The sequence below is a fragment of the Micromonospora sp. ANENR4 genome (genome assembly GCF_015354395.1).
Taxonomy (GTDB): Bacteria; Actinomycetota; Actinomycetes; order Mycobacteriales; family Micromonosporaceae; genus Micromonospora; species Micromonospora aurantiaca.
Map to the genome: position 1 here is coordinate 94,580 of NZ_JADKYQ010000014.1, position 23,628 is coordinate 118,207.

At 72.1% G+C, this 23,628-nt stretch carries 19 protein-coding genes; 8 read left to right on the top strand and 11 right to left on the bottom strand.

Annotated features, from left to right (window positions below; all coding sequences use genetic code 11):
- Positions 1-49 precede the first annotated feature (49 nt).
- The 6 genes from IRY44_RS24040 to IRY44_RS24065 are packed head-to-tail and all read left to right on the top strand — an operon-like array spanning position 50 to position 7,271.
- Entirely contained in the window at positions 50-1,588 is a 1,539-nt protein-coding gene (locus IRY44_RS24040; RefSeq protein WP_194802485.1) for an ABC transporter substrate-binding protein, read from the top strand.
- Positions 1,588-2,532, top strand: a complete 945-nt coding sequence (locus IRY44_RS24045) for an ABC transporter permease (protein WP_194802486.1) — start codon at positions 1,588-1,590, stop codon at positions 2,530-2,532. The genes IRY44_RS24040 and IRY44_RS24045 overlap by 1 nt, the downstream gene beginning before the upstream one ends.
- Positions 2,529-3,410: an ABC transporter permease gene (locus IRY44_RS24050; protein WP_013476858.1), complete on the top strand. Its 882-nt coding sequence runs from the start codon at positions 2,529-2,531 to the stop codon at positions 3,408-3,410. The genes IRY44_RS24045 and IRY44_RS24050 overlap by 4 nt, the downstream gene beginning before the upstream one ends.
- A gap of 26 nt (positions 3,411-3,436) precedes the next feature.
- Positions 3,437-4,438 (top strand): ABC transporter ATP-binding protein, encoded by a 1,002-nt coding sequence (locus IRY44_RS24055; protein ID WP_194802562.1) that lies wholly within the window; start codon positions 3,437-3,439, stop codon positions 4,436-4,438.
- Positions 4,435-5,472, top strand: a complete 1,038-nt coding sequence (locus tag IRY44_RS24060; RefSeq protein WP_194802487.1) for an ABC transporter ATP-binding protein — start codon at positions 4,435-4,437, stop codon at positions 5,470-5,472. The genes IRY44_RS24055 and IRY44_RS24060 overlap by 4 nt, the downstream gene beginning before the upstream one ends.
- Before the next feature lie 11 nt (positions 5,473-5,483).
- Entirely contained in the window at positions 5,484-7,271 is a 1,788-nt protein-coding gene (locus IRY44_RS24065) for a gamma-glutamyltransferase family protein (protein ID WP_194802488.1), read from the top strand.
- Positions 7,272-7,396: 125 nt separating this feature from the next.
- On the opposite strand, the gene sthA is transcribed toward IRY44_RS24065, so the two are convergent.
- On the bottom strand, positions 7,397-8,800 hold the full coding sequence (sthA, locus tag IRY44_RS24070; protein WP_194802489.1) for a Si-specific NAD(P)(+) transhydrogenase: 1,404 nt from the start codon (positions 8,798-8,800) through the stop codon (positions 7,397-7,399).
- A gap of 82 nt (positions 8,801-8,882) precedes the next feature.
- On the opposite strand from sthA, the gene IRY44_RS24075 reads away from it, so the two are divergent.
- Complete coding sequence (locus IRY44_RS24075; protein ID WP_194802490.1) at positions 8,883-10,361, top strand: M1 family metallopeptidase; 1,479 nt, start codon at positions 8,883-8,885, stop codon at positions 10,359-10,361.
- A gap of 44 nt (positions 10,362-10,405) precedes the next feature.
- Here IRY44_RS24075 and IRY44_RS24080 read toward each other — a convergent pair whose 3' ends face one another.
- Positions 10,406-11,767, bottom strand: coding sequence for a glycosyl hydrolase family 18 protein (locus tag IRY44_RS24080; protein ID WP_194802491.1), 1,362 nt, complete (start codon positions 11,765-11,767; stop codon positions 10,406-10,408).
- Between the two features lie 142 nt (positions 11,768-11,909).
- On the opposite strand from IRY44_RS24080, the gene IRY44_RS24085 reads away from it, so the two are divergent.
- On the top strand, positions 11,910-13,154 hold the full coding sequence (locus IRY44_RS24085) for an ROK family transcriptional regulator (RefSeq protein ID WP_194802492.1): 1,245 nt from the start codon (positions 11,910-11,912) through the stop codon (positions 13,152-13,154).
- Positions 13,155-13,179: 25 nt separating this feature from the next.
- On the opposite strand, the gene IRY44_RS24090 is transcribed toward IRY44_RS24085, so the two are convergent.
- The 9 genes from IRY44_RS24090 to IRY44_RS24130 all read right to left on the bottom strand — a co-directional run bounded on the left by IRY44_RS24090 (position 13,180) and on the right by IRY44_RS24130 (position 23,614).
- Positions 13,180-14,592: a GH1 family beta-glucosidase gene (locus IRY44_RS24090; protein ID WP_194802493.1), complete on the bottom strand. Its 1,413-nt coding sequence runs from the start codon at positions 14,590-14,592 to the stop codon at positions 13,180-13,182.
- A 39-nt stretch (positions 14,593-14,631) separates the two neighbouring features.
- Positions 14,632-15,639, bottom strand: a complete 1,008-nt coding sequence (locus IRY44_RS24095) for an ABC transporter ATP-binding protein (protein ID WP_194802494.1) — start codon at positions 15,637-15,639, stop codon at positions 14,632-14,634.
- Positions 15,636-16,682: an ABC transporter permease gene (locus IRY44_RS24100; RefSeq protein ID WP_194802495.1), complete on the bottom strand. Its 1,047-nt coding sequence runs from the start codon at positions 16,680-16,682 to the stop codon at positions 15,636-15,638. Before IRY44_RS24100 ends, IRY44_RS24095 begins: the two co-directional genes overlap by 4 nt.
- Before the next feature lie 3 nt (positions 16,683-16,685).
- Positions 16,686-17,663 (bottom strand): ABC transporter permease, encoded by a 978-nt coding sequence (locus IRY44_RS24105; protein WP_194802496.1) that lies wholly within the window; start codon positions 17,661-17,663, stop codon positions 16,686-16,688.
- Positions 17,660-18,748, bottom strand: a complete 1,089-nt coding sequence (locus IRY44_RS24110) for an ABC transporter ATP-binding protein (RefSeq protein WP_194802497.1) — start codon at positions 18,746-18,748, stop codon at positions 17,660-17,662. The genes IRY44_RS24105 and IRY44_RS24110 overlap by 4 nt, the downstream gene beginning before the upstream one ends.
- A gap of 87 nt (positions 18,749-18,835) precedes the next feature.
- The gene (locus tag IRY44_RS24115; protein ID WP_194802498.1) at positions 18,836-20,512 is read right to left on the bottom strand and encodes an ABC transporter substrate-binding protein; all 1,677 of its coding nucleotides are present in this window, start codon (positions 20,510-20,512) and stop codon (positions 18,836-18,838) included.
- A 117-nt stretch (positions 20,513-20,629) separates the two neighbouring features.
- On the bottom strand, positions 20,630-21,631 hold the full coding sequence (locus IRY44_RS24120) for a LacI family DNA-binding transcriptional regulator (RefSeq protein WP_194802499.1): 1,002 nt from the start codon (positions 21,629-21,631) through the stop codon (positions 20,630-20,632).
- Between the two features lie 205 nt (positions 21,632-21,836).
- The gene (locus tag IRY44_RS24125) at positions 21,837-22,583 is read right to left on the bottom strand and encodes an FkbM family methyltransferase (RefSeq protein WP_194802563.1); all 747 of its coding nucleotides are present in this window, start codon (positions 22,581-22,583) and stop codon (positions 21,837-21,839) included.
- A 650-nt stretch (positions 22,584-23,233) separates the two neighbouring features.
- Positions 23,234-23,614, bottom strand: a complete 381-nt coding sequence (locus IRY44_RS24130; RefSeq protein WP_175438877.1) for a YccF domain-containing protein — start codon at positions 23,612-23,614, stop codon at positions 23,234-23,236.
- Positions 23,615-23,628: the final 14 nt, after the last annotated feature.

Consider the following 23,628-nt stretch of genomic DNA (forward strand, 5'->3'; position numbering starts at 1 on the left):
GAAGACTCGCCGAAACTTTCTTTTGTCCGGGAAGTGGCTAGGGGGGCCTGTGTCCAGGAAGAAGCTCGGCGTGCTCGGCGCCGCACTCACACTGACCGTCGGCGTCCTGTCCGGATGCACCGGCGGCGAGGCGGTCGACGTCGGCGGCGGGGGGAACGCCGGCGGCTCCGGTGGAGTTCTCAACGCCGCGATCGGCGGCGAACCCGACCAGCTCGACCCGCACAAGACCTCGGCCTACTACAGCTTCCAGGTGCTGGAGAACGTCTACGACACGCTCGTCGAGCCGGACGCCGACCTGAAGATGGTGCCGTCGCTGGCGACGAAGTGGACCACCAGCGACGACCAGCTCACCTGGACGTTCACGCTGCGCGAGGGCGTCACGTTCTCCGACGGGTCGCCGCTGACCTCCGAGGACGTCGTCTACTCGTACGAGCGGATCATCAAGGAGAAGCTGAACAACGCGTACAAGTTCGCCACCGTCAAGTCGGTCACCGGGCCCGACCCGGCCACAGTGGTGGTGACGCTCAGCGCGCCCACGCCGAACCTGCTCGCCAACCTCGGCGGCTTCAAGGGCGTGGCGATCGTGGAGAAGTCAAACGTCGAGTCCGGCAAGGTCAAGACCGCGCCGGTCGGCAGTGGCCCGTTCAAGGTGGCCGGCTACACCTCCGGTGACAGCGTCAAGCTGGTGCGCAACGACTCGTACTGGGGGGACAAGCCGAAGCTGGACGGCGTCACGTTCACCTTCGTCAAGGACCCGACGGTGGCGCTGCAGAACCTGCGCAGCGGCCAGGTCCAGTGGACCGACAACCTGCCGCCCCAGCAGGTGAAGTCGTTGCAGGACGGCGACGACCCGGTGGTGAAGTCGGCGGCCTCTACCGACTACTGGTACGTGGCGCTCAACGAGGCCCGCAAGCCGTTCGACAACCCCGAGGTGCGGCGCGCCGTCGGGTACGCGCTGGACCGCGAGGCGATCACCAAGGCCGCGAAGTTCGGGTTGGCCACCGTCAACCAGACCGCCATCCCGAAGGCCAGCGCGTTCTACTACGACTACGCGCCCTACAGCCACGACCCGGGCAAGGCGAAGCAGATGCTCGGCCAGGCCGGCGTGAGCAACCTGACCATGGATCTGATGGTCACCAGCGAGTATCCGGAGACGGTCACCGCCGCGCAGGTCATCGCCGCGCAGCTCAAGGACGTCGGCATCACCGTCAAGATCCGTACGCTGGACTTCGCCCAGTGGCTGGACGAGCAGGCGAAGGGCAACTTCGACGGGTTCATGCTCGGCTGGCTCGGCAACATCGACCCGGACGAGTTCTACTACGCCCAGCACCACAGCGGCGGCACGTTCAACTTCCACAAGTACAAGAACCCGGCGGTCGACAAGCTGCTGGACGACGCGCGCACCCAGACCGACCAGGGCGCCCGCAAGCAGGCGTACGAGCAGGCGGCGAAGCAGATCGTCGACGACGCCAGCTACCTCTACCTCTACAACCCGGACGTGGTGCAGGGCTGGTCGAAGAAGGTCTCCGGCTACGAGGTGCGCACCGATCGGGCGATCCGGTTCCGGTCGGTCGCCCTGGCGAAGTGATGGCCCGCTTCGTCCTGCGGCGGGTCCTCCAGTCGGCGGTCGTGCTGGTCGGCGTCACGCTCGTGGTGTTCCTGCTGCTGCAACTGGTGCCGGGTGACCCGGTCCGGGTGGCGCTCGGCACCCGGTTCGACCCGCAGACGTACGAGGCGCTGCGGGAACGCGCCGGCCTCGACCAGCCGCTGCCGGTGCAGTACGTCAGCTACCTCGGGCACGCGCTCACCGGTGACCTGGGGGTCAGCTTCCGCACCGGTCAGCCGGTCAGCCAGATCGTGCTGGAACGGCTGCCCGCCACGCTGTCACTCGCCGTCACCGCCGTGGTGTTCGCGCTCCTGGTGGCGTTCCCGCTGGGCATCGTCGCGGCGGTCCGCAGCGGCTCGGCGGTCGACCACGCCGCCCGCGTGTTCAGCCAGTTCGGCGTCTCCGTGCCGGACTTCTGGATGGGCATCATGGGCATCCTGCTGTTCGCCGGGGTGCTCGGCTGGCTGCCCCCGTCCGGCTATGTGGCGCTGACCGACGACCCCGGCCGGTGGGCCACCCACGTGGCGCTGCCGGCGGTCACCGTCGGCCTGGTCACCGCGTCGATCCTCACCCGGTTCATCCGCTCCTCCGTGCTGGAGGTGCTCTCCGCCGACTACGTGCGCACCGCCGAGGCGAAGGGGCTGCGCAACCGGGTGGTGATCATGCGGCACGTGCTGCGCAACGCGCTCATCCCGGTGGTCACCGTGGTCGCGGTGCAGCTCGCCAGCCTGCTCGGCGGCGTCATCGTGATCGAGGTGCTGTTCGCCTGGCCCGGTATCGGCCGGCTCACCTTCGACGCCGTGCAGGCCCGCGACTATCCCGTCCTGCAGGGCGCGGTGCTGCTCGTCGCGGCGCTGTTCCTGCTTGTCAACCTGCTGGTGGACATCCTCTACGCCCGCCTCGACCCGAGGATCACGGTCAGGTGAGCGCCACGACCGAGAGCACCGGACGCCGCGTCCTGGACGCGCTGCGCCGCGACCCGCTCGCCGTGGGCGGCACGATCGTGCTCGTGCTGCTCGTCGTGGTCGGCGTGGCCGGCCCGTGGCTCGCCCCGGCCGGAGTGAACGACGTCGACGTGGACCAGATGCTGCGACCGCCCAGCGGCGCGCACCCGTTCGGCACCGACGAGCTGGGCCGTGACGTGCTCAGCCGGGTGCTCGTCGCGGCCCGCGTGTCACTGCAGGTCGGCGCCGTCAGCGTCGGCATCGCGCTGGTCGCCGGGGTGACGCTCGGGCTGTTCGCCGGCTACTACCGGGGCTGGCTGGACAGCGTGCTCATGCGCTGCATGGACGTGTTGTTCGCGTTCCCGGTGCTGCTGCTGGCGGTCGCCATCGTGGCGGTGCTCGGCCCCGGCCTGCTCACCGCCATGGTCGCCATCGGCGTGGTCTACACACCCATCTTCGCCCGGATCACCCGCGCCGGCGTGCTCTCCGTACGCGAGCAGGTGTTCGTCCGGGCCGCCGTCTCCATCGGCGCGTCCGACCTGCGCATCATGCGCCGGCACGTGCTGCCGAACATCGCCGCGCCGCTGATCGTGCAGACGTCGCTGTCGCTGGCGTTCGCGATCCTCTCCGAGGCCGCGCTGTCCTTCCTCGGCCTCGGCATCCAGCCGCCCGCGCCGGCCTGGGGCCGGATGCTGTTCGACGGGCGCGGCTTCGTCACCGACGCGTGGTGGCTGGGCGTGTTCCCGGGCGCGGCGATCTTCCTCACCGTGCTGGCGTTCAACCTGGTCGGCGACGCGCTGCGCGACGTGCTCGACCCGCGCCAGCTCACCCTGGGCGAGGCCCGCAGGAGCACCCCATGACCGAGCGCACCGACCGCACCGACCGCATGCCGAGCCAGCGCCGGCACCCCACGACCGACTCGACAGTGCTGTCGGTGGACGACCTCACCGTCACCGTCGGCACCCGACGCGGCCCGGTCCGTGCCGTCGCCGGGGTGTCCTGGCAGGTGCGGCAGGGGGAGACGTTCGCACTGGTCGGCGAGTCCGGAAGCGGCAAGAGCATGACCCTGCTCGCCGCCACCGGCCTCGCCCCGCGCGCCGCCACCGTCACCGGGCGGGTGCGGCTGCTCGACACGGAGCTGACCGCGCTGCCCGACGACCGCCGCCGCAAGGTCCGCGGCCGGCACGTCGGGTTCGTCTTCCAGGATCCGATGACCTCGCTCAACCCGGTGCTGCCGGTGGGCCGGCAGGTCACCGAGGCGGCCGAGGAACACCTCGGGCTGACCCGCCGCGCCGCCCGCGACCGGGCGGTGGAACTGCTGGAACTGGTCGGCATCCCGTCGGCCGCCCAGCGGGTCGACGCGTACCCGCACCAGTTCTCCGGTGGCATGCGCCAGCGCGTCGCCATCGCGATGGCGCTCGCCTGCGAGCCGGACCTGCTGATCGCCGACGAGCCGACCACCGCGCTCGACGTCACCACGCAGGCGCAGATCATCGAGCTGGTCGCCGACCTGCAGGCGCGGCTGGGCACCGCAGTCGTCTGGGTCACCCACGACCTGGGCGTGGTGGCGGGCATCGCGGACACCGTGGCGGTCATGTACGGGGGCCGGATCGTCGAGCAGGGCCCCGTCGACGCGGTGTTCGACACGCCCACCCATCCGTACACCCGGGCGTTGCTGGCGGCCCGGCCGGACCCGTCGCGGCGCGGCGAGGACCTGGTCGCCATTCCCGGCTCGCCGCCGAGCCCGCTGGACCTGCCGCCCGGCTGCGCGTTCTGGCCGCGCTGCCCGGTCCGCGCCGATCCCCGCTGTGAACACGAGCTGCCCCCGCTGACGCCGGTCGGCGACGGGCACACGGTCCGTACCTTCTACCGTGGAGAGGCCGGATGAGCGCCGACACCCCGGACCTGGTCGCCGAACTGGACGACCTGAAGGTGCACTTCCCGACGCCGGCCGGCACGGTCCGCGCGGTCGACGGCGTCAGCCTCGCCGTACGCCGGGGCGAGACGCTGGGGCTCGTCGGCGAGTCGGGCAGCGGCAAGTCCACCGCCGGCCTGGCGCTGCTGCGGCTCGTCGATCCGACCGGCGGGCGGGTCCGGGTGGCGGGCGAGGACGTGACCCGCTGGTCGCGCCGCCGCCTGCGCGCGACCCGCCGCCACGTGGCGATGGTCTTCCAGGATCCGCAGGCGTCGCTGGATCCACGCCGGACGGTCGGTGACAGCATCGCCGAGCCGCTGATCGTGCACCGGCTCGCCAGCTCCGCCGCCGCCCGCCGGGCCCGGATCGCGGAGCTGCTGGACCTGGTCGGCCTGCGCGCCGACACCGCCGGCCGGTATCCGCACGAGCTGTCCGGCGGCCAGCGCCAGCGCGTCGGTGTGGCCCGGGCACTGGCCGGGGAGCCGGACCTGATCGTCCTGGACGAGCCGATCGCCTCGCTGGACCTGAGCGTGCAGGCGCAGATCATGAACCTGCTCCGGCACCTGCAACGCGACCTTGGGCTGACCTACCTGTTCATCGCGCACGACCTGGCCGCCGTCGAGCACATGAGCGACCGGATCGCGGTGATGTACCTGGGCCGCATCGTCGAGACCGGCCCACCCGAGCGGATCTACCGGCACCCGGCGCACCCCTACACGGCGGCGCTGCTGTCCGCGGTGCCGGTCGCCGACCCCCGGGTCGAGCGGGAGCGCCGCCGGATCGTGCTGACCGGCGACATCCCCAGCCCGGTGGACCCGCCGAGCGGTTGCCGCTTCCGTACCCGATGCCCCCAGGCCCGCCCCGCGTGCGCCGAGACCGATCCGGCGCTCGCCGAGGTGGGCCCGGGCCACGACGCGGCGTGCCTGTTCCCGCTCGACGGCGAGCGCGACGGCGGCCCGGAAGAGGAGGGCGCGACGACGCGCGCAGACGCCGCCGGCACGGCGTAGGCTCACCGCCGATGACGTTCACCACCCGGCCGACGCTGCGCGGCACGTTCGGCATGGTCTCGTCCACGCACTGGCTGGCCAGCCAGTCCGCGATGGGTGTGCTGGAACGCGGCGGCAACGCCTTCGACGCCGCTGTCGCCGCCGGGTTCGTGCTGCACGTCGTGGAGCCGCACCTCAACGGCCCGGCCGGTGAGGTGCCCGCGATCCTCGCCACCGCGACCGACCCCACCCCGCGGGTGCTCTGCGGCCAGGGCCCCGCGCCGGCGGCCGCGACGGTCGCGCACTTCCGGTCGCTCGGCCTGGACCTCGTGCCGGGCGCCGGCCCGCTCGCCGCGGTCGTGCCGGGCGCCGTCGACGCCTGGCTGTTGCTGCTGCGCGACCACGGCACCCGCACGCTCGCCGAGGTGCTGGAACCGGCGATCGGCTACGCCGCCGCCGGCCACCCGCTGGTCGGCGCCGCCGGGCAGACCGTCGCGCGGGTCCGGTCACTGTTCACCGAACACTGGCCGACCTCCGCGCGGCTCTGGCTCCGCGACGGCCGCCCACCAGCGCCGGGGGAGATGGTCACCAACCCGGCGTACGCGGACACGCTGCGCCGCCTCGTCGACGCGGGACGGGCCGCCGGTCCGGACCGGGAGGCGCAGATCGAGGCGGCCCGGCGCGCCTGGCGGGAGGGTTTCGTCGCCGAGGCGATCGACGCGTTCAGCCGGCTGCCGTTCCGTGACTCCAGCGGGCGTGCGCACGCCGGGCTGGTCACCGGCGACGACCTGGCCGGATGGTCGGCCACCTGGGAGGAACCGGTCACGCTGGACTGGCACGGGCACACGATCGCCAAGACCGGCTTCTGGGGCCAGGGCCCGGTGCTGCTCCAGACGCTCTCCATCCTGGACGCGCTCGACGACCCGCGTGTCCACGACCCGTCGAGCCTGGAGGGCATCCACGCGCAGGCCGAGGCGCTGAAGCTCGCGTTCGCCGACCGGGAGGCGTGGTACGGCGACACTGACGTTCCGGGCTCCGCGCTGCTGTCGGCCGAGTACGCCAGTGCGCGGGCCGCACTGGTCGGCGACCGCGCCGACACGACGCTGCGCCCCGGCAGCCCGGCGGGTGAGCCGCCTCGGCTCCCGTCCCACCTGCGTGCCGACGCGGGTCGCGGGGCCGTCCCGCAGGATCCGAGCACCGGCGAACCCACGGTACGGGCGGACGGCGTGACCCGCGGCGACACCTGCCACGTCGACGTGGTGGACCGGTGGGGCAACATCATCTCCGCCACGCCCAGCGGCGGCTGGCTGCAGAGCTCACCCACCATCCCGGAGCTGGGCTTCCCGCTCGGCAGCCGGTTGCAGATGTGCTGGCTGGAGGAGCGGCTCGCCTCGACGCTGCGGCCGGGGCGTCGTCCGCGTACCACGCTCAGCCCGACGCTCGTGCTGCGCGACGGTGAGCCGGTGATGGCCTGCGGCACGCCCGGCGGTGACCAGCAGGACCAGTGGCAGCTGCTGTTCCTGCTGCGGCACCTGGCCGGCGGGCAGGAGTTGCAGGAGGCGATCGACGCCCCGACGTGGCACACCACGAGTTTCCCGGCGTCGTTCTATCCGCGCGAGGTCGAGCCCGGCGTGCTGGTGCTGGAGGACCGGATCGACGCCGACGTGCTGTCCGGCCTGCGCGCCAGGGGCCACACCGTACGCCTGTCCGCCCCGTGGAGCCTGGGCCGCATGTGCGCGGTGACACGCGACCCGCGCACCGGGGTCCTCTCCGCCGCGGCCAACCCCCGAGGCGCCCAGGGCTACGCCACAGGCCGCTGACCCGACCCTCCCGCGCCCGCCCTTCCTCGTTGATCTTGCACTTGCGGCCCAGGAATGGCGGTCATAACGGGCGCGAGTCGGGCCGAAAGTGCAAGATCAACGAGGGTCGGGGCGGGGCGGCGGGGTCAGGTGTCGATGCGGGTGATGTTGCGGATCTTGTTGGCGGCGTCGAGGGCGGCCACCTTGTACGCCTCGGCAAGCGTCGGGTAGTTGAAGACGGCGTCCAGCAGGTAGTCGACGGTGCCGCCGCAGCCCATGACGGCCTGCCCGATGTGGACGATCTCGGTGGCGCCGGTGCCGAACACGTGCACCCCGAGCAGCCGCCCGTCCTCGGGTGAGACCAGCAGCTTCAGCATCCCGTACGAGTCACCGACGATCTGGCCCCGGGCCAGCTCCCGGTAGCGGGCGATGCCCACCTCGAACGGGACGGACGCCTCCGTCAGCTCCTCCTCGGTCTTCCCGACGAAGCTGATCTCCGGGATGGTGTAGATGCCGATCGGCTGCAGGTCCGACATGCCGCGCGCCGGTTCCCCGCAGGCGTGCTGGGCGGCCAGCCGGCCCTGTTCCATCGAAGTGGAGGCCAGCGCGGGGAAGCCGATCACGTCGCCGACGGCGTAGATGTTCTCGACGGTGGTGCGGTAGTCGGCGTCGACGGTGATCCGGCCCCGGTGGTCGGCGGTGAGCCCGGCCGCCTCCAGCGCGAGGTCGTCGGTCTGCCCCTGCCGGCCGGCGGAGTACATCACCGTGTCGGCGGCGATCTTCTTGCCGCTGCGCAGGACGCAGAGTGCGGCGCTGCGGTGCTTCTCCACGGCGGCCACCTCCTCGCCGAAGCGGAAGGTCACCGACAGGTCCCGCAGGTGGTACTTCAGGGATTCGACGATCTCCTCGTCGCAGAAGTCGAGCATCCGCGGGCGGCGCTCGACCACTGTCACCTTGGTGCCGAGCGCGGCGAACAGGGACGCGTACTCCATGCCGATCACCCCGGCGCCGACGACGACCATGCTGCGCGGGACGGCCTGGAGGTTGATGACGCCGTCGGAGTCGACGATCGTGCGGTCGTCGAAGTCGACGCTGTCCGGGCGGGCCGGGCGGGTGCCGGCGGCGATGACCGCCTTGTCGAAGCTGACCCGGGTCTCCCGGCCAGAACCGGCGTCGACCCAGACGGAGTGGGCGTCGGCGAACCGGCCGGTGCCGGTGATCAGCGAGACCTTGTTGCGGGCCAGCTGGTTGCGGATGACGTCGGTCTGCCGGGTGATCACGTGCTGGGTGCGGGCGGCCAGGTCGGCGACGGTGATGTCCTCCTTGACCCGGTAGCTGCTGCCGTAGAGGTCGCGCTGGCTCAGCCCGGTCAGGTAGAGGACCGCCTCGCGCAACGTCTTGGACGGCACGGTGCCGGTGTTTATGCACACCCCGCCGAGCATGTCGCGGCGGTCCACGATCGCGACGCGGCGGCCCAGCTTCGCCGCGGCGATCGCCGCCTTCTGTCCACTCGGGCCGGAGCCCAGCACCAGCAGGTCGTAGTCATACACGAGCGCCAGCCTCGCAGGGTCTCGCAACCTGTGCCAGCCGAGACGCCCCCACGAAGATCGAAAACTGCCGTAGGGTGCGCTGATGCGCCGCCCCGTAACCCTGATCATGGTCCTCGGACCGCTGCTCGTCGCCGGGTGCACCACCGCTCCCGCCGCCCCGGCCGCGACCCCCTCCGCCTCCACTCCGCCGAGCCCGGCCGCGCCCGCCGTCGACTACGCCGCCTGGCAGGCGGGGCGGTCGACGCCGGTGGCCGACCCGGTCTATCCGGCCCGGGGCACCGATGCGCTGGACGTCCTGCACTACGACCTCGCGCTGGAGTGGGCGCCGTCGACCACCACCCTCACCGGCACCGCCACGCTGCGGATCCGGCCGGTGAAGGACGCGCCGAACCTGGTTCTCGACTTCATGCCCTACCAGCTCGACAGCGTCACGATGAATGGCGCGACGGTTCCGGGCGTGGTGGCGAAGGAGAAGCTGACCGTGTCCGCCCCGGTGGTGGCGGACGAGCCGGTGACCCTGGTGGTCACCTACCACGGCCGGCCGAAGACGACCCCGATGCCGTCGCGCCGCAAGGACACCGAGGCCCTGGGTCTCACCGTCACCAAGGAGGGCGGCCTCTGGACCATGCAGGAGCCGTTCGGGGCGTTCACCTGGTATCCGGCGAACGACCAGCCGTCGGACGAGGCCCTCTACGACATCAAGGTGACAGTGCCGGCAGGCTGGTCCGCAATCGCCGGCGGCACGCCCGCCGGTCAGTCCGGCACCACGTTCAGCTACCGGAGCACCGACCCGGTCGCGACCTACCTGACCACGCTCGCGGTGGGGAAGTACCAGAAGCTGACCGCGGCGGGGCCGCGCGGCGTGCCGCTGGCCTACTGGTACCGCAAGGGCGCGGACGACAAGCTGCTGCCGTACCTGAAGAAGTCCCCGCAGTACCTGGCCTGGCTGGAGAAGAAGTTCGGCCCGTACCCGTTCCCCTCCGGCGGCGTCGTGGTGGTGGACTCGGCGTCGGGCATGGAGACCCAGCAGATGATCACGATGGGCCGGAAGATCGAGAACACCGCGGCCCGCCGGGACCGCTGGGGCAGCGACCTGCTGCACGAGTACGCCCACCAGTGGTTCGGCAACTCGGTCACGCCCACCACCTGGCGTGACCTGTGGCTCAACGAGGGCTGGGCGACGTACATCCAGGATCTGTACACCAAGGAGACGCTGAAGCTCAGCGAGGCCAGCCTGGACCGGTACCTGCGCGAGGGCGACGCCGCGCTGCGCAAGAAGCTGGGCCCGCCCGGCCGGCCCGACCCGAAGCGGTTCGCCGAGGGCAACGTCTACCTGTGCCCGGCGGCGATGCTGCGCGAGATCCACCGGACGGTCGGCGACAAGGCGTTCTTCGCGCTGGCCCGCGCCTGGGTCCAGGAGCAGCGCAACACGCCGCAGGACCGGGCCTCGTTCATCGCCTTCGTCAACAAGCAGACCGGCCGGGACTTCACCGCGCTGATCAACGCCTGGCTGGACTCGCCGACCACACCGAAGAAGATCACCCCGAAGAAGATCGCCTGACCCGGCGCGGGGCCCCGCCCGTCCGGCGGGCCCCGCGGCGCGTCTCAGCGGCCCTGGAGCGAGCGGACGTTGTCGGCGAACGTCCAGCCCTTCGACCCGTCCCAGTTGACCGACCAGGTCATCAGGCCCTTGAGGCGTCCCTGGTAGGTGTTCCACGCCTGGGCCACCAGCGCTGGGCTCAGGTAGCCGCCGCCGGCGCCGACCTGCGCGGGCAGCCCGGGGACCTGCCGGTCGAGCGGTACGCGGATGGTGGTGCCCTGCACGACCAGGCCGGTGTCGAGGCAGTTGGTCTGCGCGACGAAACCGGCGACGGTGCCGGCCGGGTACGAGTCACCGGCGCAGCCGTACATCGAGCCGTTGTAGTACTGCATGTTCAGCCACCACAGCCGCCCGTTGTCGGCGTACTTCTTGACGATCGGCAGGTACGCGCCCCAGATCGAGCCGTAGGTGACGCTGCCTCCGGTGACGTACGCGGTCTCCGGCGCCATGGTGAGCCCGAAGCCGGCCGGCATCTGGGCCAGCACCCCGTCGATGATCCGGATCAGGTTGGCCTGCGAGGGGGAGAGCTGGTTGATGTTCCCGCTGCCGGTCAGGCCGGTCTCGATGTCGATGTCGATGCCGTCGAAGTTGTGCCGCTTGAGGATCGGCACCACTGTGGCGACGAACCGGTCGGCGACCGCGCTGGAGCTGAGGTCGATGCCGGCGGTGGCGCCGCCGATGGACAGCAGCACGGTGAGCCCGGCGGCCTTGGCCTGGCACACCTGCGCGGGGGTGGGCACCTTGACGCCGGCGTCCATGCCGTCCTCCCAGAGCACTGTGCCGTCGGCGCGGATGACCGGGAACGCGGCGGTCACCACGTTGTAGCCGTGGCCGGTGATCCGGGAGTCGGTGATCGGGATCCAGCCGAGGCCGGGGTGCACGCCGTTCGCGGCGCCGTCCCAGTTCTCCCAGTAGCCCTGGAGCACCTTGCCGGTCGGCCGGGACCGCAGCGCGCAGGTGTCACCACCGGGCGTCGTCGGAGTCGGGGACGCAGTCGGCGTGGGGGAGACCGTCGGGGAGGCGGAGGCGGACGGGGAGGGCGACGGCGGCCGGGTGGTGGGGCTCGGCGACGGCGTGCCGCCGGTGCAGGCGCCGAGGTCGGTCCAGAGTGCCGGTACGGCAGCCGGGGTCCAGCCCGCGCCGGCCGGCGGGGTGTGCGTGACGAGCGCCTGGTAGAGCCGGCCACCGTAGGTCACCCGGCTGCCGGCGGTCCAGGTGACGCCCTCGGCCCAGGCCGGCGCGTCACACGCGACGAGCGCGCCGACGGCGCCGGTCGGTGTGGCGGCGGTGGCGGGCAGGGCGGCGGCGGTGGCGGCGAGCAGCGCGACGCCACCGAGCAGTGCGGTCATCCCACGTCCGAGTCGCATGACATACCTCCTCATCGATGCGCCGGAGGCTATCAGTTAACTTTGTTAAGTGTAAATGCGGCGTACCCTGTCACCACCCCGCTCAGGGCGTGACGCAGGAACGAAAGCCGCCCGCGGGCGGCCGGGAAGGACGGCGGCGGACGTGGACGCCAGACGCACCACGGTGCGCGACATGCGCCGGGCCAACAGGTCGGTCCTGCTGACCCGGATCTGGCTGGACGGCCCGCTCAGCCGGCACGAGCTGGGCCAGTCCACCGCACTGAGCCTGGCCAGCGTCAGCAACCTGGTCGGCGAGATGATCAACGAGGGCCTGGTCGAGGAGGCCGGCTCGGTCGAGTCCGACGGCGGCCGTCCCCGCGTGCTGCTGCGCGTCGCGCCCGGCTACGGCTACCTGGTCGGCGCCGACGTCGGCGAGACCCGCGTCCAGGTGGAGCTGTTCGACCTGAGCATGACCGCGTTGGCCAAGGCCGAGTACCCGATCGCCGCCGCCGACCCCGACCCCGAGCGGGTCGCCGCGCACCTGCGGCACGGCCTCGCCGCGGTCACCGAGCAGGCGGGCGTCGACCCGGCCGCGGTGCTCGGCTTCGGCGTCGCCGTCGCCGGCACCGTCGAGCGCACCGCCGACGCCGTCGTGCACGCCCAGACGCTCGGCTGGGACGGCGTGCCGCTCGGCGCGATGCTGCGCGCCGGCACCGACGTACCGGTGCACGTGGACAACGGCGCGAAGACGCTCGGCCAGGCCGAGATGTGGTTCGGCGCCGGCCGCGGCGTCCGGCACGCGGTGGTCGCCCTGGTCGGCTCCGGCGTCGGCGCGAGCGTGGTCGCCGACGGCGTCGGCTACCGCGGCGCGCACAGCAGCGCCGGGGAGTGGGGCCACACCACCATCGTGTACGGGGGCCGCCGCTGCCGCTGCGGCAACCTCGGCTGCCTGGAGGCGTACGTGGGGGCGGAGGCGGTGCTGGACCGGTTCCGCCACGCCAACCGGGGCCGCCCGGCACCGGGCGCGGACGAGGAGACCGCCTTCGGTGAGCTGCTGCGCTCCACCGGCAGCACCGCCGCGAAGGTGATCGACGAGACGGTCGGCTACCTGGGCGCCGGGGTGGCGAACCTGGTCAACCTGTTCAACCCGGAGCGGGTGGTGCTCGGCGGCTGGGCCGGGCTGGCTCTGGGCGAACGGCACCTGCCCGCGATCCGCGCGGCCACCGCGCGGCACGCGCTGCGGCAGCCGTACGCGCAGACCTCGATCGAACTGTGCCGGCTCGGACCGGACGCGGTCGCGATGGGCGCGGCCACCCTGCCGATGACCCGGCTGCTGCGCGACGGCGGCGTGCCCCGCGACCCGGCCGCCCGCCCGGGCCCGGCGTGGGGGCCGGGCCGCCGTCACTGACCGGGCCCGGCCCCACGCGGCGGCGTCAGCGCCGCCCGCGGACCCGCCGCACGGTGTCCCGGTACCACAGCGCGCTGCGCTTGGGGGTGCGGCGCTGCGTGTCGTAGTCGACCCGGACGATGCCGAACCGCTTGTCGTAGCCGTACGCCCACTCGAAGTTGTCAAGCAGCGACCAGGCGAAGTAGCCGCGCACGTCGGCGCCGGCCACCCGGGCCCGGGCCACCGCCCGCAGGTGCTCGGTGAGGAAGCCGACCCGGTCGTCGTCGTTCACGAATCCGTCGGCGTCCGGCTCGTCGTCGAACGCGGCGCCGTTCTCGGTGATCACCATCGGGGTGCCCGGGTAGTCGCGGTGCAGCCGCACCAGCAGGTCGGTGAAGGACTCCGGCACGATCTCCCAGTCCATCGCGGTACGCGGCAGGTCGCGGCGGACCACCCGGCGCACCGGCCTGCCGTCGTCGTCGCGGTCCCGGCCCTGCTCGTCCACGCCGGAGTGCAGCTGCCCGAAGTAGTAGTTGACCCCGAGCACGTCGATCGGGGTGGCGATGACGTCCAGGTCGCCCTCCTCGACGGGGATGCGTACCCCCTCGGCGGCCAGGTCCGCGATCACGTCCTGCGGGTACTCCCCGCGCAGCACCGGGTCGAGGTAGAGCCGGTTGGCCAGCCCGTCGGCGGCCCGCGCCGCGTCCCGGTCCGCCGCGCTGTCGGTGGCCGGGTCGGCGGTGGACAGGTTCAGCGTCAGGCCCAGCTCGATCGGGGACCGGGCCGCCTCCCGCAGCCGCCGCGTGGCCAGCCCGTGCCCGAGCAGCAGGTGGTGCGCCGCGGCGATGCCGTCGCCAAGGTTCCGCCGGCCGGGGGCGTGGTCGCCGTAGGCGTACCCGAGCATCGCCGAGCACCACGGCTCGTTGAGCGTGGTCCAGGTGCGGACCCGGTCGCCGAGCGCGGCGAAGACCAGCTCCGCGTAGTCGGCGAACCGGTACGCGGTGTCCCGGTTCGGCCAGCCGCCCGCGTCCTCGAGCTCCTGCGGCAGGTCCCAGTGGTAGAGCGTCACCCACGGCTCGACGCCCCGGCCGAGCAGCTCGTCCACCAGCCGGTCGTAGAAGGCCAGCCCGGCCACGTTCGCCGGACCGCGCCCGCCCGGCTGCACCCGCGGCCAGGCCACCGAGAACCGGTACGTGTCCAGTCCCAGGTCCGCGATGAGCGCGACGTCCTGCGGCATCCGGTGGTAGTGGTCGCACGCCACGTCGCCGTTGTCGCCGTTCGCCACCGCGCCCGGCACCCGGCAGAACGTGTCCCAGATGGACGGGGTGCGGCCGTCGGAGGCCACCGCGCCCTCGATCTGGTACGACGACGTCGCCACCCCCCACCGGAAGGTCGGCGGCAGCGTGTCGATCGGGTCCGCGCCGGCGACCGGCGACGGGCGGGTGAGATCGGTGTCCATGGTTCTCCTCGCGGGTAGCGGGTGGTGGTGTCGGGCGGGTCAGCGGGACAGGGGCGCGACGGCCGGGTGCAGCCGGCACGCGACGGCCCGCGCCGGGTCGTCGACGCGCGGGGCGCCGAGCACCGGCACCTGCTCGTCGCACCCGTCGAACGCCTTCGGGCAGCGGGGATGGAACGCGCAGCCGGACGGCATGGCGCGCAGGTCCGGCGGGGAGCCGGGGATGCCGGTCAGTTCGCGGCGCGGTCCGTGCAGCGCCGGGAACGAGTGCAGCAACCCCTCGGTGTACGGGTGCAGCGGTTCGGCGTACAGCCGGGCGGCGGGCGCCTCCTCGACGATCCGTCCGCCGTACATGATCGCGATCCGGTCGGAGAACTCGACAAGCAGCGACAGGTCGTGGGTGATGAACAGGACCGCGAAGCCGAGGCGTTCGCGCAGCTCGGCGAGCTGGCCGAGGATCTGCCGCTGCATCACCACGTCCAGCGCGGTGGTCGGCTCGTCCATGATGACCACCTGCGGTTCCAGCGCCAGCGCCATCGCGATCATGACCCGTTGCCGCATGCCGCCGGAGAGCTGGTGCGGGTAGCTGTCCAGCCGGTCGGCGGAGATGCCGACCAGGCGCAGCAGATCCTTCGCGCGGGCCAGCCGTCCCGCCGCCGTGCTCTTCGGCTCGTGTGCCCGGATCACGTCGAGCAGCTGGGTGGAGACCTTGTGGACCGGGTTGAGCGAGTTCATCGCGCCCTGGAACACGATCGACGTCTCGGCCCAGCGGAACTCGCGCAGCTTCGCCGGGCTGAGCGTGAGCACGTCGACCGGCGGGCCGTCGGCGGGGTGGTAGATCACCTGGCCGCCGCTGACCACGCCGGGCGGGGGCAGCAGCCGGGTCAGCCCGTACGCGAGCGTGGACTTGCCGCTGCCGCTCTCCCCGGCCAGGCCGAGCACCTCGCCGCGGTGCAGCGTCAGGTCGACGTCGCGGACCGCGCGGACCGCGTCCGCACCGACGCCGTAGTCGACGCACAGCCCGCGGATCTCCAGCACCTGGTCGCTCATGCGCTCGCGTCCTCTCCGATGGGGTCCGCCGTCCGCTGCATCGGGACCGGCGCCGGGTTCGGTGCGAGCACCGGGGTGAATCCGACGCGCATCGCGACGGTGCGGCCGTCGGCGGTACGGATCCGGGTCCGGCCGCCGGTGCGCAGCCGCGGGCTGACGAACTCGTCGATGCCGAAGTTGATCAGCGCGAGCGCGGTGCCGAGCAGCGCGATGGCCAGCCCGGCCGGGACGAACCACCACCAGGCGCCCTGCGCCAGGGCCTGCTGTCCCTGCGCCCAGAACAGGATCGTGCCCCAGTTCCACGACGACACCGACGAGACACCGATGAACGCCAGGGTGATCTCCGACATCACCGCGAAGATGACGGTGCCGACGAAGCCGGAGGCGATGATCGCGGTCAGGTTGGGCAGGATCTCGAAGCCGATGATCCGCCAGGTCCGCTCGCCGGTGGCCCGTGCCGCCTCGACGTAGTCGCGGCGGCGCAGCGACAGCGTCTGGGCGCGCAGCACCCGGGCGCCCCACGCCCACGACGTGAGGCCGATGATGAGCGCCACGAGCGTGTCGCTGGCCTGGTCGACCAGGGACGTGACGATGATGATCAGCGGCAGCGCCGGGATCACCAGGAACACGTTCGACACCGCCGACAGGCCCTCGTCGGCTGCGCCGCCCAGGTAGCCGGCGGTCACGCCGATGAGGACGGACAGGATCGTGGCGAGCACGCCGGCGGTCAGGCCCACCACCATCACGCTGCGCGCGCCGACCAGGATCTGGCTGAAGATGTCCTGCCCGAGGTGGGTGGTGCCGAACCAGTGCCGGGCCGAGGGCGCCTGGAGCACGTCGGCGCTGCGCGCGTCCGGGTCGTACGGCGCGATCCACGGCCCGATCACCGCCAGGAGCACGTAAACCCCGAGGACGGCGAGGCCGGTCGCGGCCTTGGCGTTTGCGACGAAGCGGAACCGGCGGCGGCGGGCCCGGGCCGACGGCTGCGCCATCGCTCCCTGGCCGGGGATGACCTGCTCGATGCTGGACGGGGAGAGTGTCATCGCTCAGCTCTTTCGGGTCCGCGGGTCGAGAAGCAGGTACGCCACGTCGGCGAGCAGGTTCGCCACCAGCACGGAGATCGTGATGATCAGGAAGATGCCCTGCATCAGCGGGTAGTCCTTCGATCCCACCGCCTGGAAGAGCTGGAACCCCAGCCCCGGGTACGAGAAGACGATCTCCACGAGCAGCGTGCCGCCGACGATGAAACCCAGCGACAGCGCGAACCCGGACACGTTGGGCAGCAGCGCGTTGCGGGCGGCGTAGCTCAGCGCCACCCGGTGTTCGGACAGCCCCTTGGCGTGCGCCACGGTGATGTAGTCCTCGCTGGCGACGGTCACCATCATGTTGCGCATGCTGAGGATCCAGCCGCTCATCGACGACACCAGGATGGTCGCCGCGGGCAGGATGCTGTGCTGGATCGCGCTCGGCACGAAGTACGCGTCGAACGCCGGCACCAGGCCCGGCTCGTAGCCGCCGGAGGAGGGGAAGAAGCTGCCCGGCCCGGCGAACAGGGCGATCGCGACCAGGCCCAGCCAGAAGTACGGGATCGAGGACAGGAACGTGGTGGCCGGCAGCAGCCCGTCGATCCACGAGCCGCGCCGCCAGCCGGCGCCGACGCCGAGCGCGGTGCCGAGCAGGAAGCTGACGATCGTGGTGACGCCGACCAGGCCGACGGTCCACGGCAGGCTGCTCCCGATCACCTCCGACACCGGGGCGGGGAAGAACGTGAACGACAGGCCCAGGTCGCCGCGCAGGAGCTGTCCCCAGTAGGCGACGTACTGCTCCCACAGCGAACGGTCGGAGTCCAGCCCGAACAGCACCCGCAGCGACGCGATCGCGTCGGCGCTGATCCGCCCCTGGTTGCGAGAGATCAGCGACTGCACCGGGTCGCCCGGCACCATCCGCGGGATGAAGAAGTTGAGCGTGATCGCCGCCCAGGCGGTGAACAGGTAGAAGGCCACCCGTTGCAGCAGGAACCTCATCGGGCCGCCTCCGTTCCGGCCTTTTGCGTCGCGACGGTCTCGGCGTCGAACAGCCAGCACGCGGCCCAGTGGCCGGGCGCGTCGTCAACCGGGATCGGCGGCGGCAGGTCGGTGGCGCAGCGCGGCATGGCCGCCGGGCAGCGCGGGTGGAACCGGCACCCGGCCGGCGGGCGGATCAGGCTGGGCGGCTCGCCGTGCCCCCGCTCGCCCGCCGCCGCGCCGTCGCCGCCCGCGCCGGTGATCCGCTCCGGGTCCGGCGCCGACTCGATCAGCAACCGGGTGTACGGGTGGGCCGGGCGCTGGGTGACCGTCTCGCTGTCGCCGCCCTCGACCACCCGCCCGGCGTACATGACGATCGTCTCGTCGGCGAAGTAGCGGGCCGAGGCGATGTCGTGGGTGATGTAGAGGATCGCCAGGTCGAGCCGGCCCTTGAGGTCCTGGAGCAGGTTGAGCACGCCGAGGCGGATCGACACGTCGAGCATCGACACCGGCTCGTCGGCGAGCAGCACCTCGGGGTCGGCGCCGAGCGCCCGCGCGATCGCGACGCGCTGGCGCTGCCCGCCGGACAGTTCGTGCGGGAACGCGTCCAGGTAGCGCTCCGGCGGGGTGAGCGCGACCCGGGTCAGCAGGTCGGCGAGCGCCTTCTCCAGCCCGTCCGGCCCGGTCCCGGCGTTGCCGTGGATGCGCAGCGACCGGGTCAGGTGGTAGCGGACCGTGTGCACCGGGTTCAGCGAGGCGAACGGGTCCTGCAGGATCAGCTGCACCCGGCGCACGTACGCCCGGAACCGGCGCCCGCCGCGTACCCGGATCGATTCGCCGTGCAGCCGGATGTCGCCGGCGGTGCGCGGGTAGAGCTGGGCCAGCAGCCGGGCCACTGTGGACTTGCCCGAGCCGGACTCGCCGACGAGCGCTGTCACCCGGCCACGCCGCAGCGCGATCGATACGTCGTCGACGGCGTGCACCACCGCCGGGGTGCGGGAGAGGAGGTCACGCAACCGCCGGCGGACGGGGAAGTGCTTGGTCAGGCCGACGGCCTCCAGCACCACCTCGTCGGCCGGCGCCGGTGCGCTCTCGGTCAACGTCATGCCGCATTCCTGTCTGGGGTTGCCGGTAGCGAGGGGCGGGTGCCGCCGGCCCGGCCGGGCGATCGTGGCCGGGCCAGCGGCACCGGGTCAGCCGTTGGCCGGCTCGAGGTGCAGCACCACGTCCACCGCGTTGGGCTGGGTGGGCTGGAGCGCGCCGTACGGGTTCGAGTCGTCCGGCCAGCCGGTCCAGTTCTTCGTGCTGTACGCGCCGCCGATGTTGTCCGCGCCGACCGGGATCATCGGCATCTGCTCGACGAAGATCTTCTGCAGGGTGGCCAGCGCGGTGGTGCGGGTGGCGTCGTCGGTGGCGTTGGCGTACGACACCAGCGCGTCGGTGGCCTCCTTGCTCTGGAACCGGCCGAAGTTACCCGCCGGGGAGGCGGTGCCGATCGGCTTGAGCACGCGGCCGTCCATGACGGTCCGGTAGATGTCGTACGGCGTGGCGCCGCTCTCGGTCCACCGGAACGTGGCCTCGAAGTTGCCCTGCTCGACGTTGCGGAACCAGGCGTCCTGGTTGGCCTTGTCGACGGTGGCCGCGATGCCGATCTTCGCCAGGTTGCCCTTCACGATCTCCAGGCTGGTCTGGTAGTCGGACCAGCCGGCCGGGTCGGTGAGCCGGATGGTGACCGGCTTTCCACTCTTGTCCTTGAGCGTGGTGCCGTCCAGCTTGTAGCCGGCGCCGGTGAGCAGCGCCTTGGCGCCCTCGACGTCGACCTTGTGCTCCTGGCCCTTGTACTCGGGCGCGATGAACGAGTCACCGGCGGGGCTGGGCAGGCCGGTGACGCTCTTGACCTCGGGGTGGAAGTAGCCGGCCTCGGCGGTGGTGAAGATGTCCGCCCGGTCGATGACCATGTTCATCGCCTTACGCAGCGTCGGGTCGTCGAACGGCTTCTTCGTGGTGTTCAGGTAGAGGCCGTGGATGCCCAGCACCGGCGGCGCCCACATCTTGTGGTTCTTCTGGTCCTTCGCCACGAACACGGTCTGGTAGTTCGGGATGAAGACGAAGCTCCACTCCGACTCGCCGTTGGCGAGCGCGGTGGTCTGCGCGCTGTTGTCGGTGTACGACGTGTACCGCAGCTCCTTGACCTTCGGCGCGTCCTGCCAGTAGCCGCTGTCGCGTACCGCGAGCGTCATGCTCGCCGGGGTGAACGACTTCAGCGTGTACGGGCCGCTGCCGACGGGCTGCTTCACCGGGTCGGTGGCCGGGTCGGCGATCTTCTCCCACAGGTGCTTCGGCACGATCGGCACCCGCCACAGCACCTTCTGCTGGTTGACGAACTGCGGGCTGGCCATCGAGATGGTGACCTCGTTGCCGCTGGCCACGGCGTCGGTGTACGGCACGCCCTGGTCGTTGAGGGCCGGGAACTTCTTCACCAGGTTGTAGGTGAACGCGACGTCCTCGGCGGTGACCTTCTGCCCGTCGGACCAGGTGGCGTTCTCCCGGACGGTCACCTTGACCGTCTTGTAGTCCGACGACCACTCGGCCTTGGTGGCCAGCCACGGCTTGAACGGCTCGGCCGGCTTGACCGGGTTCCACATCATCAGCGGCTCGTAGATCTGCCACCGGTAGCCCAGCGACGCGGCGGCCGAGGTGGTGAGGAACGGGTTGTTGTTCTCCGCCTGCGGGCCGTTGGGCATGCCGACGTTCAGCACTGTCGCGGCCTGGCCGCTCTTCTTGTTCGCGTTCGGGCTGTCGCCGCAGGCGGCGGCGCCGGTGACCATCGCGCCGGCCAGCGCGAGGGCGAGGAGTTGCCGTCTTCTCATGGAGGTCTCCCTCGGTGGTCCCGCAGTCCTCGGGCGGGATGTGGTGGATGGAGGGTGTGCGGTGGTGCCACCGGCGGGCGGGCCCGCCGGCGTGGTCGCCGGTACGGCGGGGTGGGGTCAGGTGACGCGGGTCGAGTCGCGGGCGGTGAAGCCGGTCGGGATGACGGTCGGGGTGTCCGGCAGCGGGGTGCCGGTGAGGTGGCCGATGAGCAGGCGGGCCGCTGCCGTACCCATCTCCCGCAGCGGCTGGCGCACGGAGCTCAGCGGAGGGTGGGTGTGCCCGGCCAGCGGAAGGTCGTCGAAGCCGACCACCGCCACGTCCTGCGGGACGCGCCGCCCGGCGTCGCGCAGCGCCTGCAACGCCCCGGCCGCCGACAGGTCGTTGTGGGCGAAGACGGCGTCGAACGGTACGCCGTCGGCGAGCAGCCGCCGCACCGCCGCGCGCCCGCACTCGAAGGTGAAGTCGCCCTCCACCACCCGGTCCGGGTCGACCGGTACGCCCGCGTCGGCATAGGCGCCGGCGAACCCGGCGAGCCGTTCCCGGGTGCAGCCGAACCGGCGCAGGCCGGTGACGACGAGCGGCCGTCGCCGGCCGAGTGCCAGCAGGTGCGTGGCGGCGGCCCGTGCGCCCGCCTCGTTCGTGGTCCGCACCGACGGGAAGCCGGGCTGGTGGCCCCGGTCGTCGATGAGGATCACCGGCAGGCCGCGCCGGTGCAGCTCGGTGATGTAGTCGAGCGTCCCCTCGGGTTCGACCACGAGCAGGCCGTCGAACGACTTGGCCGAGACCTGGGAGGCGAACCGGCGCATCGACTCGTCGCCGTGGGTGCAGGTGAACAGCAGCATGCCGTAGCCGGCGGCCTCGACCACGTCGGCCGCGCCCTGGAGCACCTCGCCCATCCAGGGCCAGGTCAGCGCCGGGACCAGCATCCCGACCACCCGGGTACGGCCCCGGGCCAGCCCGACCGCGCGGGCGCTCGGCACGTATCCGAGGTCGCTGATCACGGCGCGGACCCGGTCGGCGGTGCGCATGTGCACCTCGCCCTTGCCGTTCAGCACCCGGGAGACCGTCGTCTTGCTCACCCCGGCGCGGGTGGCGACGTCGGCGATGGTGATCGGCACGTGACGCTCCCGGGTCGCAGGGATGAGCGGGGTGTTTCGGAACCGGTTGCGGAAGCGGTTCCGTGGCAGTCAACCCAAGTGGCGCGGCTCACGTCAATCACAGATGAGTAACGATGCACTGCTAAGTTCGAGCCTTGAAAAAAGTGCCCGGGCTGCTACTCCGCCGATCACGGCGATGAGCAGGGTCGATGCCTTGTTTCCTCGTCTAGGACTGTCCGAAATGGACGCTCAGGGGACGGGCGTACACGTCCCCTGAGTTGGCCTCGTCCGGCAGCGTGCGCAGGTACGCGGCCACAGCGGCGGCCTGACGCCAGCCGGGTAGCGCGAATTCCATCTCGTCACCGATCGCCACGGTGAACCGGGTGAAGCCGAGCGCGGTGAGCCGGTCCAGGCAGCGCGCCGCCGCCACCCGCGCGATGGTGGTGAACTCGAACGACAACGCGGGGACCGGCCGGCTCAGCCCGGCCAGCACGGCGTCCTCGAAGCCCTCCACGTCGATCTTCACGAACGCCGGTACGCCGTACGCGGCCACGAGCGCGTCCAGCGTGGTGCCGGGCACCTCGATCTGCGCGTCCCAGGTCTCGCCCGCCCAGCCGGGCGCCCCGTCGGCGGCGCGGACGAACCCGGGGGAGGCGGTGGAGACCGTCGGGTTGGCCGAGTTCACGTGCAGTCGCACCGGCCCGGCGGTACGCCCGCACGCCGCCTCCACCACTGTCACGCCGTCGTCGCCCGCGTACATCTCGCGCAGCACCCGGGCGCACAGCGGCTGCGGCTCGACCGCCACCACGCGCGCACCGAGGCGGCGGAAGCTGCCCAGCCGGTCGCCCACGTGCGCGCCCACGTCGAAGACCAGGTCGCCGGCGCGGACCAGCGGGGCGTAGAACGCGTCGAGGGCGGCCTCGCGTGCCGGGTCGCCGTGGTAGAAGTCCAGCGACCGGCGCAGACCGGACATCGCCGGGTCCGCCTTGAGCGCCTCGATCACTCCGTCTCGCACCCCCTCGACGCTAGCCAGCGCCGCGCTGGTGCGAGCCGCATTCGCATCCTTCCCGCCGCCGACGTTGCGAGATCACCCCACCCTCCTAGGATGCTCCAGAGGTGGTGAGGCCGCTCGCACGGTTAGCAACGCCGATCGCCCGCCGCGAACGGGGAGCTGGCCGCTGCGGTGAGGTGCCGGTCTCGCGGCGGCTGGGCCCTCGTCGCGGTCGGGGGGCCCGCGAGATCTTGGTACGAAACGGCCCTCAGAGGGGCCACTTCGTACCGAGATCTCGATGCCGTCCCGCATCGCAGGACACGGATCCTGGTTGCCGAGATGCTCGCGAGTGGTCCTCGGCCGCGAACGTCACGTCGCCGCGCGACTGTGGTGTGAGTGGAACGCCGTGGGTGTCAAACAGGGCGGGAGACACCCATGGCGTTCCAGTGGCCGGCGAATTCCCCGTGGCTGGGAAGGATGGACGGCCGGGGCAGGGGATCGGCGGGCCGATCCGTCAGCCGCGCCGACTGGCGGCGACACCGCCGCCTGCCTGCAACTGGCGGTCGGCCCTTCGGCCGTGCCGGCCTATGCTGGTCAGTCGGCACGGTGAGGCGGGCGGCCCGACGGTGCGGTTACGGCGTTTCGACGACCTCCTGGCCGAGTGGCCACAGCGCCGCCGGGACCAGCTTGAAGTTCGCCACCCCGAAGGGGATGCCGATGATCGTCACGCAGAGCGCGATGCCGGCGAGGATGTGCGACAGGGCCAGCCACCAGCCGGCCAGCACCAGCCAGAGCACGTTCGCCAGTCCGGAGGGGAGCCCGGCACCCGGCTTCGACACGAGGGTGCGGCCGAACGGCCACAGCGAGTACGAGGCGAGCCGCAGCGAGGCGACGCCGAACGGGATGGTGACGACGAGGACGAAGCAGATCAGGGCGGCGATGCCGTAGCCGAGGGCCAGGACGAAGCCGCCGCCGAAGACGAGCCACAGGAGGTTCAGCAGAAAGCGGATCACCACTCCATGGTCGC